Origin of the sequence: Colwellia sp. MB02u-14 (assembly GCF_014076915.1) — a bacterium.
Classification (GTDB): Bacteria; Pseudomonadota; Gammaproteobacteria; order Enterobacterales; family Alteromonadaceae; genus Colwellia_A.
Genome location: NZ_JACGUX010000068.1, coordinates 30,113 through 45,220 on the forward strand (window position 1 = coordinate 30,113; position 15,108 = coordinate 45,220).

A 15,108-nucleotide genomic window follows, 5' to 3' on the forward strand; every position below is an offset into this window, starting at 1 on the left:
TCATCTTCACGACAAGTAAAGTATAAAGGTTAGGATTAAGGTAATGGAAAATAAAATGATTGATTGGCAAGCATTATCAAAACGTGAGCAGCAATCAGCGCTAGCTCGACCAGAGATAAATGAAAGCGGCTTACTTTCGCAGCAAGTTGAAAACATATTAAATAACGTGAAACGAAATGGCGACAAAGCGCTTTATGAATTAACGGAGAAATTTGATGGTGTAAAGCTGACAACATTAACCGTTACTGATGAACAAATAACAACAGCACGAGCAGCATTGTCGGCTAAAAGATTAAAAGCCATTGAAACCGCCTATGGGCAAATCAAGCGTTTTCATCAAGCACAATTATCTGAAGATATTACCGTAGAAACGGCACCTGGTGTACGTTGTACGTTAAAAACGGAAGCAATAGAAAGCGTTGGTTTATATATTCCTGCCGGTTCTGCTCCATTGCCTTCAACGGTATTAATGCTTGGTGTTCCATCGCAGCTAGCAAAATGTCCACGTACTGTTTTAGTTTGTCCTCCTGACATTAACGGTAAACTTGCTGACGAAATTCTTGTTGCCGCAAAATTATGTGAAATTGATGAAATTTATACGGTCGGTGGCGCACATGGTTGTGCAGCAATGGCTTTTGGCACTGAGACAATAAAACCCGTTAACAAAATATTTGGTCCTGGCAATAAATATGTTACCGAAGCGAAAAAGCAGCTGGCTCAGCAAATAAATGGTTTTGCTATTGATATGCCTGCAGGCCCTTCTGAAGTTTTAGTTATTGCTGATGCAAACGCAAAAGCAAGCTTTATCGCTGCTGACTTGCTCTCTCAAGCGGAGCACGGTCCTGATAGCCAGGTTATTTTATTATCTGACAGCGCTGAATTAATCGCTAACGTTCAACGTGAGTTATTAACTCAGGTAGCCGTACTGTCTCGCCAAAAAATAGCAGAACAAGCGCTCACTCAAAGTCGATTAATTTTAGTTGATAATTTATCAACAGCGGTTGAGGTCTCTAACCGTTATGCGCCTGAGCACTTAATCATTCAAACTGATAATGCCCAAGAATTATTAAAAACTTTACGTAATGCTGGTTCAATATTTGTTGGTGAATATACCCCAGAGTCTGCAGGTGATTACGCCAGTGGTACCAATCATGTTTTACCCACTTACGGTTATTCAAAGGTCATTTCTAGTTTGTCATTAGCTGATTTTTCTCGACGATTTACGGTGCAAGAAATCACTAAACAAGGCTTGATGAATATTGCCGAATGCATAACTGAGCTAACGGATGCTGAAGGTTTAGATGGTCACAAACGAGCCGTAACGATCAGGTTAGAGGAATAATTATGTCAACAATAGCCGATAAACTTGCCCGCGAAGAACTTGTTGATATGGTGCCCTATCAATCAGCAAGACGACTGTATGCAAGTGGCAGTGACTCATCTTCGACAACAAGTCATAAGATTTGGCTTAATGCCAATGAAGCCTCTGGGCCGGGAATATATACTTTAAATAGTAGCTGTATTAACCGTTATCCAGACTTTCAACCTGATAATTTAATCAAAGCTTATAGTGAATATTCAGGGGTAATGCCAACCAATATTCTTGCTACTCGCGGCGCTGATGAAGGTATTGAACTTATCATACGTACCTTTAGTAAAGCTTATCAAGACAGCATTTTAATCTGTCCGCCGACCTACGGTATGTATGCGATTAGCGCTGAGAATCACGGTGCAGGTATTACGCGCGTACCATTAGTTGATAACCAACTTGATATTGAAGCAATGAAAGCTCAAGTGGGTAAAGTAAAAGTGGTTTTTTTGTGCTCACCCGGCAACCCAACAGGTAATGTATTAACAACCAACTCGATTCGTGCAGCACTTGAGATGTTTGGTGACACCGCGATTGTTGTTGTTGACGAAGCTTATATTGAATTTAGCCCTGAAAAGAGCACGGCGAATTGGTTAAAAGATTACCCACAGTTGGTTATACTAAGAACGTTATCGAAAGCATTTGCACTCGCAGGCCTACGATGTGGCTTTACCTTAGCTAACGCAGATATTATAACAATGCTCAGCAAGGTTATTGCTCCTTACCCAATATCAGCGCCCGTCGCTGATATTGCAAGCTCCGCATTGGCAAAAAAAGGGCTTGAACAAGTGACTATCCGTGTTCAAGAAACCGTAATTTTACGTATCCAACTATTCGATTGGCTGAAAGGCCAAGACTGGTGTGTTAACGTTTTTAATAGTGATGCTAACTTCATTTTATTTCGCGCCGTAGATACAGATACCAAAAACTTTATTTTCGATTGCCTTAAACAACAAGGTATTTTAATTCGCGACCAATCAGCGCAACAGCAATTAGCCGATTGCTTACGTATTAGTATTGGTAGTGAACGTGAGCTATCGCTACTCAAAAACACGATCGCCAATGCCTTTTCACAAGTTAAATCAGAGACCTAAAAATGCTCAATACAAAAAAACAAAACATATTATTTATCGACAGAGATGGTACTTTAATTGAAGAGCCAGTTTCTGATAAGCAAGTAGATACCCTTGAGAAATTAGTTTTTGAACCTAACGTCATCCCTGTCTTATTAGCACTGCAAAAAAAGGGCTTTCGTTTAGTCATGGTGTCAAACCAAGATGGTTTAGGAACGATTAGTTATCCACAAGCCGACTTTGATTTACCCCACAACAAGATGATGGATATATTTTCATCACAAGGCGTTATATTTGATGATGTACTGCTTTGCCCACATTTTGACAATGAAAATTGCAGTTGTCGTAAACCGAAACTTGGCTTAGTCAGTGATTACTTACAGCAAGGTAAAGTCAACTTCGAAAATTCTTTTGTCATTGGCGATCGTGAAACCGATATACAACTTGCTGCTAACATGGGTATTGAGGGAATAAAATATAACAGAGAAAACTTAAATTGGTTGGCAATCTCAGCACAATTATTGAACCAACAACAACGTGAAGCTAAAGTTGTTCGTACCACCAAAGAAACCAATATTAATGTTAGCGTTAATTTAGATAAAATCGGCATCGTAAAAATTAATACCGGCTTAGGCTTTTTCGATCACATGCTTGAGCAAATCGCTGCTCATGGTGGTTTTTCATTAGACGTTAGCGTCGATGGTGATTATCACATTGATGAACATCATAGTGTTGAAGATACCGCTCTAGCACTTGGTCAAGCACTGAGAAAAGCATTAGGTGACAAACGTGGCATTGGTCGTTTTGGTTTTGTACTGCCGATGGATGAATGTCGCGCGGAATGCTCTATCGATTTATCAGGTCGTCCGTGGCTTGAATTTGATGCTGACTTTACAGATAACAGAGTAGGCAATATGTCGACGCAAATGGTTTCACACTTTTTCCGTTCACTTGCAGACTCGATGGCAATTACCCTGCACCTTTCAACAACCGAAGGTAACTGTCATCACCAAGTAGAAAGTTTATTTAAGGTGTTTGGCCGAGCATTACGCCAAGCAATTACGGTAAGTGGCGATGTACTCCCTAGCACTAAAGGTACTCTGTGATGTCTGCTGAAAAAGCAACCATGAACGTTATTGTTGATACTGGCTGCGCCAACTTATCATCAGTAAAATTCGCGGTAGAACGGTTAGGTTTTCAAGTCATCATCACTGATGATATTGAGACGATTAAAAAAGCTAAAAAAGTGATACTGCCCGGTGTTGGCACTGCAAAACATGCGATGGCAAATATTAGAGCTAAGGGGTTAGTAGAAACATTACAAAACTTAACTCAACCTGTTTTAGGTTTTTGTTTAGGCATGCAGTTAATGTGTAATTCATCATTGGAAAGCAGTGAGGGTGAAAAAGTTGAATGTTTAGGTATTATTAACACCGATATTGTCCCCTTGAATGCTAAAAACAATAGACTGCCCCATATGGGCTGGAACACGCTAACTTCTATGACTGATCACCCAGTATTTAATGGGATTAATATCGGCGACTATTTTTATTTTGTCCATAGCTTTGCTGCACCAATAAGTGAATATACCGCTGCAGCTTGTAAATATGGCAGTGAATTTTCAGCAGCCATCACAAAAAATAACTTTATTGGTTGTCAATTTCATCCTGAACGTTCAAGTGAATTAGGCAGTAAAATTATTAAGAATTTTTTAAAGCTCGACTCAACAGAGATACTGACATCATGATGATACCCGCAATAGATTTAATAAACGGCGAAGTAGTCCGTTTATTTCAGGGCGACTACAACCAAAAGACGAACTACCAATACACGGTTCAAGAGCGTCAGCAAGCGTATGCTAAATCAGGCGCAACCGTGATGCACTTTGTTGATTTAGATGGCGCAAAAGATTCCACTAAACGTCAACTTGAAACCTTAAAAACCGTTGTTAAACACCCAACCATGACCATACAGGTGGGCGGAGGTATACGCTGCGAAGAAGACGTAAAACAACTATTAGCACTTGGTGCCGACCGTGTGGTTATTGGTAGCTTAGCGATTAAGCAACCTGAACTCGTTACTCAATGGGTAACGACCTATGGCAGTGAAAAAATTGTCTTAGCCCTTGATATTAAAATTGATGCCAACGGTAATAAAACACTGCCTACCCATGGCTGGATTGAAGACAGTGGCGTTAATTTAGAAGACTTGCTTGCCCAATACCAAGATGCAGGCATTAAACACGTGCTCTGCACTGATATCAGTAAAGACGGGACATTAACAGGAACCAATGTTGATTTATATCGAGAGGTTTGCGCAAAATATCCAGATATCCAGTGGCAAGCTTCAGGTGGTATTGGCAGTCTTGAAGACATAAAAGCACTGATTCCAACCGGTGTTAGTGGTGTTATTCTAGGCCGCTCATTACTCGAAGGTAAATTCACACTTGAAGAGGCAATTGCATGTTGGCCAAATGCTAAGGGTAAAGTCTAATGTTAGCAAAAAGAATTATTCCTTAACCAGACGTAAGATTAAATAAGCAGCTGTTAATGAAACAAATAAAAACAACCTCTAACCCCTTTGTTTAAAAGAGATTCATTAACTAGCGCTTATATTCTTAAAAATAATATTAGCAATAAAATATATCAAGTGTATCCTATAAGTATCTTTTTTCGGGTGACATCCGATCGAGTGTAGCCTATATGTCTCCGATAAAAATACCATCAACACGTTTTTATTCACGATTTATGCAGGCTTTATTCACTAAATTTACAGGTGTTTTATGGCTAACAAAATAAGTTCTCTTGCTAAGATATTTCCTCAAGATCAAGTTGAAGATTTCGACTTCTCTGCTACTAATACCCAAAAATTTGTAAACACTAAACATCCAGTTTTCGCTGAAAAAGTATTTAGAGATACAGCTCAAGATGCAAACGGGTTAAGAATTCGTGCGTATCCATCAGGCAAAGCTGTCTATTTTGTTGAGAAGCGAATTCGTTCAGCTGCCGGAGGCGCAAAGAAAAGGATTATTTGTCAAGTTGGTGAAAAACCTGTAGCTATGGCAAGGAAAGAAGCTGGAAGATTTATACAGTGGATGGCAAGTGGAAAAGATCCTTATATTGAGTTAAAAATAGAGCTTGAGAAAAGTAGGGTTTACACAGTTGGAGATGCTTATAAAATATATATGAGCGATAGAAAAATAAAAGATTCAACAATTGAGCGGTACGAACGCCAAAAAAAAATTATTAGCTTCGTTCATATCAATAAAAAATCAGATTGGAAAGATATCGAGAATGAGTCTCAAATTATTAATACTAATGTTTACAATAGAAATACATCAAATCTAAAATCTTTAATTGATGCTAATCTAAACGAGATAAGCTCACAATCAATTTTAAAAATACATATAAATATTACTAATAGCCATGGACATGGTGATAATAAAGCAGAGACCGAAGGTGATAGAGTTATTCAATTTATCGGACATCTGTATGACATAGCGAGAGAGGTTATTAATGAGCGTCACAACGAAAATTATATAAAAAGAAATCCTACAAAAATTATGAACCAAGGCAAAGGGCACTGGAATAACCCTGGTGGACATAGCACAAGAAGAAATGAGAGTTTAGACACTAAAGATATAAAAGCTCATTATGATGCGATAATGTCTTTAAAAACACTTAAAAACACGCCAGATTTAAATAACAAAACCCAAAAATATGTAAACAAACCAATCCCTGGTGCTGTTCGTGCTCATTATTTTTTAAGATTTCTGTTTTGGACAGGTTGGAGACCTGGGGATGTAGCAACTATCGAATGGGATCAGATTGAAATTGAAGATGGCATTACAACAATTTCTTGGGATGATAGAGCAGCCAAAAAAAAACTCAAGCAAGGTAAAGAAATATATAAAATACCGCTGAACCATCAAGCTGTTGCAGTAATTGATGAGCTTAGAGAGATTAAAAAGAAAAAAATGTTAGCGGTGAAAAATGGTTATGAAAAACCAACAAAAAATTATGATGATGAACATGTGTTTTTAAACGTTTTTGAAAGTAAATACATTAAGCCAAATCAGCATCATTACGAAGTTATTGTGTCAAAAATTTCAGGTATCAGACACTATCCGACCGGCATTTATCGCAAAACATTTTTAACTTACGGAAATGGTTTAAATATCAATATTTACACGCTTAAGCGCTTAGTATTTCACACTCAAAATTACTTTGATGTAACGTCTGGCTACATACATACAAACAGAGAAGTATTTAAAGAAACAAGTGAAGAAATATGCGCTTATATTTTAAGCTTTGTTGAGCCAAAAAAATACAAACACACAAAAAAAACCAAATCATTGTCAAATATAAGAATTGATAAAGATATATATGATGAATTAACAGCTCAGTTTAAAGACAAAGCAGAAAGCAAAGTAAGTGACTTAATACGAATGATGCTAGCTGTAAAAGCTTTACATCCTGCTATCTATAAAACACTTGATAGCACAACAACAGAAAACGCTAAATTTGAAGATGCCGACTTTGAATAATATTAATTAAGCAGTCTAGTTTGACTGCTTTTTTGTGCTCAAGATTGTTCTTTTTTTACCGGCTACGCCGAATTAAGCCAGTTATTCTTTGTGCTCTTTCACTATAGGTGAGTGCGAAGCATTAATGATAAAATTTCATTAGCAAAGCATGAGAGTCAATCGTTTTATATCAGGTTATGCTGACTCTCTCCCCTTGCAACAACAAAACTAACAAAAAGCAACTGCTTAGACACACTTCGACAGAAAAGGTATATTAAACAAGGAAAAGATAACTGGCCTACCTCCAGCGAAGCTGGCCAATCAATAAGTTAATCTTTATTTGTTAATGCTTTAATTAGCTCAGCTTGTTCCATCATCATCTTTTTCATTTCCTGCATTTCAGCTTTCAGCTTATCAACTTCTGAAGACTCATTAACTTTTACACTTGATTGTTCTGAAGCAGACCAACCGCCTGCCTCAACTTCAGTCGCAGGACGCGCACGAGCGGAAGGAGCAGATCTAACATGCTTTAAGCCAGCCAACTCCAGCGCTTTATCATATTCAGCCTGTATCGGCTTTATACGCTCATCAAGCAAACCAATATCTTTTGCAAACCCAATAAATTCGTTTGAGTCTTCATTATGCTTTTTCTGTTCAACTACCAGTGTTCGACGATCATTCTTGAGCTCAAATAATTCATAATAAACAATCTCATGAGCAGCTTTATCAATCATAAGCTTTTCAATCTCAAGTTCTGCATCATCTATACGCTGTTGGTATAATGCAATCTTATCAAGCTTGCTTTTCCCTGGCCTCCCAGGTCCTTCGTGCTCCAATGCAAAATCAGAATTATCTTGAGCTTTAATATCATTAATTTGTCTTTGTGTACGTCTAATGTATTTTTTTATATGAAGAATTTCATCTTTAGCTTTTCGACCTGCCCGATCAGATTTTTTATAATCAATAATTTCATTGTCTGAAACAGCCTCAACCCCTTCATTTTGCTCTATTTCTCTATAATCAGCTAATGACTCACTATAATCTTTCAAAGCTCTGTTTTGTATTAACGATAGCTTTAACGGTGGTCTACCCATTTGCTTTTCAGAAGTTGAAAACTGAAGTTCTTTAGCTACATGTTCTTCCGAGAATTCAGTGGTTAAAGTATCTTGATGTTTCCAATATAGACGCGAAGCCTTACTTTTAGCCTTGTCTAGCTCTGATAATTTTTTGCGACCAGCCATATAATTCCCTTTCTTCGATATAAGTCAATGTGTTAGTTAATTTAATTACGATAAAGTATATCAAAAATATAAGCAATTGTAAATATAAAACAATTATATCTAGACATCAGCATTGTCGTCAGTGACATCAACATTGTCATCCCAGTCACTTTTAAAGCCTTATTTAATAGGTGTATGGTAAATATAAATGCATTATAAAAAATGTCAGTACTTACTAACAATACATTACTGACATTAAATTACTTTCTATTATACAGCGAAATAGTATTACCACCAGCCAATTATTAAATGATATAATATTTATATTGAGTAAAGGGTAGTAAAGGGTAGCCAGCTATCTTTTATAGTTCTTTAAAATGTTTTAACGCTATCGCTACATTTGAAGACTATAAAAAGTGGATGCTCAAACCCGTTGGGTTCTGCGCTTTAAACCAAAAACAAGAATAATAAAGGTGAACATCATGTCAAATTCAAACAACGTAGAAACAATAAAAAAGCTCAGAAAAGGCAGACCTGAAGTTAAGGCTATCGATAAACGTGATCAGACAATCAAGTTATTCGTCACTAAAGCAGAAAAAGAATGGTTCGCTGAGCATCAAGAAAAAGCAGGCTACAAGCAATTATCCCGTTTTGCTTATGATGTTCTTTATCGCTTAGTGAACAATGGCCGTTTCAGTTACGAAGTACCAGTTGAAGTTAATAAAGACCTTCAACGTTCAATTTCCGGCATTGCAAACAATATTAATCAAGCAATAGCATTCACTCATTCCGCTGGCAACGTGAAGCACCTAGAGGCTTTTAGAACTGAATTACAAAGTGCACTTCTAGAATTAAAAGAAGTCCAAGCTGAAATTAATAGCCACAAAGAATCAACGCAAATTTGTTTACCTGATGGCTTCACCATTCTCGATATGCTTGCAAATATTCAAAATAGAGCAGCTTAAGGAGAAGGCACATGACAGTTCATAAAGTAACAGCTCGAAGAGCAAAAGCTGCACCAACATTAAGCTATATATATCGTGGTGAAGGCCACGAGCATGATGTTAATCTCATCAAGCATATCGGCGGCAATGTATTTACACAAGATCCAATCGAACGAAATAAATTTGGTCTTCCTGAAAACATTGATGTTTCAGAGCTTGCTAAAGAATTTGAAGAGCAAGCTGATCTTCACAAAAGCAAAGGCAGAAAGCTATTTAAGCATTACATTATTTCCTTGGCTCCAGGTGAACAACTAGAGCCGCATCAATGGTTCGAGCACATCAATAGCGACTACTTACCTGCCCTTGGCTATGACAACAGCTGCAAGTGGATTGCTTGTCAGCATGACGATAAAGAGCATTCTCATGTTCACATTTTTACTTGTATGGTAAAAGGCGATGGCGAGCTTGTTAAAACGCAAAACGATGTAATGCTTGGATTTGACTCTATAAGAAGGCTTGAAAATAAATACAATCTACAAAAACTTGAAAGCCCAGATCAAAATTGGGGCAAGCACTTTAGCAAAGGCGAACTAAAGCATTACGGTTCACGCAAAGAAGCAGAATCTAGTGACTGGGGTGCGATCATCAGAGCCAGATTTAATCAAATTCAAACTGAAAATGGCGGCAAACTACCGAACACGATGACAAAACTTGTTCTTGCTCTAGCTAATAAAGGCATTGAAGTTAAAGCAAGACTGGATGATGAGGGTAAGATAATTGGTCTTTCATTTAAAGCCGATGACGGTGCATGGTTGGCTGCCAGCAGGATTAAAAAAAGCAGGCTGACATTTCCAAATCTTCAGAGAAAAGAAGGCGTTAGCTACGTGCCAGAGCGTGATAACGCAGCTTTTGGCATTGGCAACAATGAACTTAAACTAAGCATCTCTGTTGATATTACTGAAGTGCAGTTTGCTAAAATTAAAGTGTTTAAAGCGAAGGTAAAAGTGCGTAAAAGAAGCAACGCAAAATTAAGTGCTGGTTTTACTTTCTGTAGCTCAAAACAGGCATATCAAATAATGATTATGAGTCAAACTATAATGGAATTACTTAAGGCTCTATTTGGCTCAGACAAGCAGTTTAAATGGGAACAAAAAGAGCATAACGATTACCTTTACCAAAATTCAGTTGATTACAATTTGGTTGAAAAAGAAGAAACGTTTAATCAGTTGAAAGCTGACCATAAAAATTGGATCGACGGAGGTGGTGGAGGTGGTGGAGAAACTGAATTATGTTGATTAATTAGCCGCATGAAAAAGGTTCCATAATCCAAAAATGGACAAAAAAAACAATTTAACTTTCGATTAATAGTATGTCGAATCGATATCGACCTATATGAACAATTACATCAATTGAGCCAACCAATCAAATCTGAACTGCCCGTCATTATCACCCAACACTGCCACCTAATGACATTCACTCTTACCACCTAATAACATTAGGTTTGCCACTAATAAAAAGTTCACTTTGTGAACCAATAAGAAGTAAGGATTTGAAATTAAGAGTGTTTATATCGGTCAACTGAACATCAGTTAGTTGATCTAAGCAAGTCGATAGCTGAGTTGAAAGTCATTGGCATAGCGGACGGTCACAAAATCAGTTTTGAGACTAATTTCATTATCAAACAAACAAAATACAGTTATAGAATATGAACAGTAGCTATGACCGCTGCAAACTCATTGGGGACGATGTGATTTGATGCCTGAAGGCTCTTATTTACTACATTAAAGACAACAGCACTAACTGATTAGTGCTGAATTCAAATTCGCTTTTGTATCGGTACGTTTGGCAAGCAGAAAATAACAGTTGGATAGCCAACCGTTATTTTCCATTTAAACAACTTGTAGGCTTTGTTTTAATTACTAGTAAATGTATAACTAGAAGAAAATGCATCACCTGTTTCTTGAATTTCAAAACTAAAATGAAGCGTTACTGTAGCTCCTCTAGTTAAAGGTGAAATTAATTCAAATTCAACTTCCGTACCATCAACTAACTCATAATCATCAGATATAACTGTAAAATATGGAGTAACTTGTGTCGTATTATCAGTCACAGTAACATTGATAACCGTAAAGTTTTGCCCTTCAGCTAGCAATTTAAAAGTGCCCAATGAGTACGTTGTAGGGGTTGGAATACCTGATACACTCGCAGTTACCGTTCCATTTGATGAGTATGGTAATGAAACCTCATTAAAGGTTCCTCCAAAAAAGCTCCCACTATCTTTATATAATCTGACTTTAGGTTGTATTGCTTCAATTGTAACATTATCAGATAAACTATCTTCCAAACCATCATTAACAATTAAACTAAAAACATAACTACCATCCAAATCAGGTGTGAAACTTGGAGTTTCGGCTTGTTCATTATCAAGTACAGAACTACTTCCAGTTGGTTTTGATACAAAAGACCAGGTATATGATAAGAGATCGCCATCAGCATCTGAACTTCCACTTGCATCAAGTGACACCATATTCCCAGCGAGTATGTTCTTATCTATGCCTGCATTAGCTACAGGAATAGAATTTTCTGTTGCTGCAATAATAGTTATAGTGTCAGCTACACTATCTTCGGTGCCATCATTAACAATCAGTTGTGCAACATATGAACCATCAAGGTCTGTCGTAAATGTTGGTACAGCACTAAATGAATCACTTAATGATGCACTGCTATTTTCAGGTAAAGTTGTTAATGACCATGTATACGTTAATGTATCACCATCAGAATCTGAACTTGCACTAGCATCAAGTGTAACCACTGATGTGGTAACTACATTCTGATCATTACCTGCATTAGCTACGGGAATAGAGTTTGCTGTTTCTGCCACTATAATTACAGTATCAGCTACACTATCATCAGTGCCATCATTAACGATAAGTTGCGCGACATATGTGCCATCAAGATCAGCCGTAAATGTTGGTACAGCACTAGATGAATCACTTAATGATGCACTGCTATTTTCAGGTAATGATGTTAATGACCATGAATAAGACAGGGTGTCACCATCAGAGTCAGAACTTGCACTAGCATCTAGTGTCACTATAGTTGTGGTTACAACATTTTGATCTGTACCTGCCTCTGCAACAGGAACAGAGTTTGGTGTTGTTGCAACAATAGTCACAGTGTCAGCAACACTATTTTCTGTACCATCATTAACAAGAAGTTGAGCAACATATGAACCATCAATATCAGTAGTAAAAGTAGGTGAAGCTCCCGTTGAATTAGTTAATGATGCACCACTATTTTCAGGTAATGATGTTAATGACCATGAATAAGACAGGGTGTCACCATCAGAGTCAGAACTCGCACTAGCATCAAGTGTAACCACTGATGTTGTAACAACATTCTGATCTATGCCTGCATTAGCTACAGGGGCTTGATTTTGTGATGAGTCAGAAACTGAATCAGTTCCTGAACCACCGCAAGCAGTAAGAGTTGACAGTAGCAAAACAGTTACAAATATATTTTTCATTTTTAATACTCTACGTCCTGTGATTATTAAGAGCTAGGCTGGACGATAAAAAGCCTAGATCTATTAAGAAGCTAAAATGTTTGATAAACAAAAAAGCAAACTGGTTTAAATTATCCAAATTTAGAACTGTGGTTCATCACAATCAATAGTGATATTGGCAACTGAACCGCCACTTGGAAATACTCGTATTTCAGGTTCTTGACCTAAGTTCCCGACTAAAATTACTTTGTTAATGCCTTTGCTAGCCATGATTTTTCCTTATTTATTAATGAAGAGTTTCAAGTGAATTTTTATTAGCACTGTTATCAAATAATGATGATAAGTTTTGAAAAGGGTTATTGCTTATATGGTCTGTTTCGTCATTCAAAACAGATAGAGGATTTTTATATTCTTTATGAAGTTTTTTCATTTCGGCAACATCAGACTGTGTTAACAATCCCATCTTTATTGCCAGACTTGATATTTCAATTGAGCTTAACCACAAAGTCCGTTTCTCTAATAATGGAGATGTTAATGATTTTTCAAGGTCGCCTATTTGACAGTAATCATCTTCATTCGCTTCAGTCTCTAAACCATATATAAGTGACATATCTACGCAAATTGAAAGACCACTAAGGGTATTAAAATTTTCTTCAGCTATAGATATTGATTTATTAAGTTGTGCCCAACCTGATGCTTTTTTTCCTATTTCAGCATTAAATTTTTCTTTTAATTTTAATTCACAAAAAATAAGTGCATTAGCTGTAGGCTCAGCTATAAAGTCAATTTCTCTAAACCTTACATTTGATGTTTTATCGGTAAATTTGAGGATTCTGTTTCTATTTTCATTTGATATTGAAGAAAGGATACTTTGAACAACAAACTCCCATTTCAAAAGAGCTTTGTTATAGCTAGATGCATAATGATCAACAGATTTATATTGACGAACTTTGTCACTTATTCTTTTATATTTTCTATTGTTTCTTTTGTAAGCTGGTGAGGTAGTGCTAATTAATTCAACATTAAAATATTCAGAGTTCGTCATAATTGTTCCGCTTTTATTGGGTTCAATTATATAAACGTGCTGAAATAGTAAGAATTAACAAAAGTTTGAATTTTAATATTTTAATGACTTAAAAAAGTCAGGGGATTTTAAATTAACTAAATTGAGCCCCACTCCGCAGGCAACGAGGTAACTGATTATTCATCCAATATTGCTAGGTATAACAATGTCAATTCTGATGTTTTATTTAAATGGATAAATAGAAATAAAAGTAAAATTTGATATCAATGCTCAATAGCTTTTCTATAAGTAATTGAAAAGCTGTAATGTGAGGGAACTCAGGATTAAGCTTCCCCCTGAGTTATTATTCCAAGTGTAAATGCTAGCAGAGATTATAGTTCACCGTTTCGAGTCAACCATTCAGTAGCATCTTTTCTACCCTTGTTATGGGCAATTTTCATTAATTCAACGGCTTTTAGGTAACTGACGTCTACACCGTGACCTTGTAGATACATATTCGCTAGGTTATATGCAGCTGTGATATTACCATCGATTTCAATAGCTTCATTATAAAATGAAATTGCTTTAGCAAAGTCAGATGAAATCCCAAAGCCATTCTCATATATTGTACCTAACCAAGATGCTGCATTTGACCATACAACCTTATCTTTTGCCTCTAAGGCTTTCATGTACCACAACACTGCATTCTTTGTATCTTGATTAACACCTTCTCCAAATAAGTAGGCGGAACCTAGCTCCACATATGCGGCTTCATCCCCAAACTCTGAACCTAGCTTAGACCAATAAATAGCTTTTTCTTGGTTAAATTCGCTATGATTTTTACCACCATAAATATGACCTAAGTACCCAAAAGCCTCTACATAGCCTCCATTTGCTGCCATTAATAACCACTTAATTGCCTTTTCAAGGTCTTTGTCTTGCCCCCAGCCATGAAAGAATATTCTCCCTAATTGAAATTGTGACCCTAAATTATTCTGATGTGCTGCCATTAAGTGATATTTTAAAGCTTGCTCATCATCGAGAACAATATTTTCTCCACCAAAATACTCATTCGCTAATTGATGTTGTGCCTTCATATAACCTTGATTTGCTGACTGTCTTAACCAATTGATTCCATCATGTATTTTTGTTTTGTCTTTTAAATACAAAACCCCTAGTTGAAATTGAGATTCTAAATCTCCTCCGCTAGCTTTCTCTTTTATGGTTTGAACATCAATAACTTTAGGTTTGGCAATAATAGATAAGGTGAAACTTGATAAATGAACTTCATCTTGGGTGATATTGATGGTGCTCGTTAGCTCTTGATAGTCTGCTTTAACAATTTTTAATTCATGCTTTCCTAAAGGTACATATTTATGAAAAGGTGTGACCCCAAAAAACTGATTATCAATAAAAACTTTAGCTCCATCAGGAGTTGATAATATTTTTGTGTTTTTTATTTTTATTTT

Annotated in this window: 12 protein-coding genes and 1 pseudogene; 8 read left to right on the forward strand and 5 right to left on the reverse strand. The window is 36.6% G+C overall.

Annotation, left to right across the window (positions count from 1 at the left end):
* The first annotated feature begins 43 nt into the window (after nucleotides 1-43).
* The 6 genes from hisD (at nucleotide 44) to H4J52_RS08885 (ending at nucleotide 6,988) form a co-directional block, all read left to right on the forward strand.
* Nucleotides 44-1,342, forward strand: a complete 1,299-nt coding sequence (hisD, locus tag H4J52_RS08860) for a histidinol dehydrogenase (protein ID WP_182178454.1) — start codon at nucleotides 44-46, stop codon at nucleotides 1,340-1,342.
* Between the two features lie 2 nt (nucleotides 1,343-1,344).
* Nucleotides 1,345-2,463, forward strand: a complete 1,119-nt coding sequence (gene hisC, locus H4J52_RS08865; RefSeq protein WP_182178452.1) for a histidinol-phosphate transaminase — start codon at nucleotides 1,345-1,347, stop codon at nucleotides 2,461-2,463.
* 2 nt (nucleotides 2,464-2,465) lie between these two features.
* Nucleotides 2,466-3,548: a bifunctional histidinol-phosphatase/imidazoleglycerol-phosphate dehydratase HisB gene (gene hisB, locus H4J52_RS08870; RefSeq protein ID WP_182178450.1), complete on the forward strand. Its 1,083-nt coding sequence runs from the start codon at nucleotides 2,466-2,468 to the stop codon at nucleotides 3,546-3,548.
* Nucleotides 3,548-4,189: an imidazole glycerol phosphate synthase subunit HisH gene (hisH, locus tag H4J52_RS08875; RefSeq protein WP_182224534.1), complete on the forward strand. Its 642-nt coding sequence runs from the start codon at nucleotides 3,548-3,550 to the stop codon at nucleotides 4,187-4,189. The genes hisB and hisH overlap by 1 nt, the downstream gene beginning before the upstream one ends.
* Entirely contained in the window at nucleotides 4,186-4,935 is a 750-nt protein-coding gene (gene hisA / locus H4J52_RS08880; protein WP_182178446.1) for a 1-(5-phosphoribosyl)-5-[(5-phosphoribosylamino)methylideneamino]imidazole-4-carboxamide isomerase, read from the forward strand. Before hisH ends, hisA begins: the two co-directional genes overlap by 4 nt.
* Nucleotides 4,936-5,224: 289 nt before the next feature.
* Complete coding sequence (locus tag H4J52_RS08885) at nucleotides 5,225-6,988, forward strand: tyrosine-type recombinase/integrase (protein ID WP_182224535.1); 1,764 nt, start codon at nucleotides 5,225-5,227, stop codon at nucleotides 6,986-6,988.
* A gap of 308 nt (nucleotides 6,989-7,296) precedes the next feature.
* Here the strand turns inward: H4J52_RS08885 and H4J52_RS08890 are convergent, their stop codons facing one another.
* A complete protein-coding gene (locus H4J52_RS08890) occupies nucleotides 7,297-8,208 on the reverse strand; it encodes a hypothetical protein (protein ID WP_182224536.1) in 912 nt (303 codons plus the stop codon).
* 461 nt (nucleotides 8,209-8,669) lie between these two features.
* Between H4J52_RS08890 and H4J52_RS08895 the strand changes: the two genes are divergently transcribed.
* Nucleotides 8,670-9,152, forward strand: a complete 483-nt coding sequence (locus H4J52_RS08895; protein WP_182224537.1) for a hypothetical protein — start codon at nucleotides 8,670-8,672, stop codon at nucleotides 9,150-9,152.
* 11 nt (nucleotides 9,153-9,163) lie between these two features.
* The gene (locus tag H4J52_RS08900) at nucleotides 9,164-10,426 is read left to right on the forward strand and encodes a relaxase/mobilization nuclease domain-containing protein (protein WP_182224538.1); all 1,263 of its coding nucleotides are present in this window, start codon (nucleotides 9,164-9,166) and stop codon (nucleotides 10,424-10,426) included.
* A gap of 617 nt (nucleotides 10,427-11,043) precedes the next feature.
* On the opposite strand, the gene H4J52_RS08905 is transcribed toward H4J52_RS08900, so the two are convergent.
* The 4 genes and pseudogenes from H4J52_RS08905 to H4J52_RS08920 form a co-directional block, all read right to left on the reverse strand.
* Nucleotides 11,044-12,657 (reverse strand): PKD domain-containing protein, encoded by a 1,614-nt coding sequence (locus H4J52_RS08905; protein ID WP_182224539.1) that lies wholly within the window; start codon nucleotides 12,655-12,657, stop codon nucleotides 11,044-11,046.
* Between the two features lie 132 nt (nucleotides 12,658-12,789).
* Nucleotides 12,790-12,906: pseudogene (locus tag H4J52_RS08910) on the reverse strand (single-stranded DNA-binding protein); the annotation flags it as partial.
* Between the two features lie 16 nt (nucleotides 12,907-12,922).
* Complete coding sequence (locus H4J52_RS08915; RefSeq protein WP_182224540.1) at nucleotides 12,923-13,681, reverse strand: hypothetical protein; 759 nt, start codon at nucleotides 13,679-13,681, stop codon at nucleotides 12,923-12,925.
* Nucleotides 13,682-14,031: 350 nt separating this feature from the next.
* Nucleotides 14,032-15,108: PEGA domain-containing protein (locus tag H4J52_RS08920; protein WP_182224541.1), on the reverse strand; the 1,077-nt coding region annotated here is incomplete at its 5' end.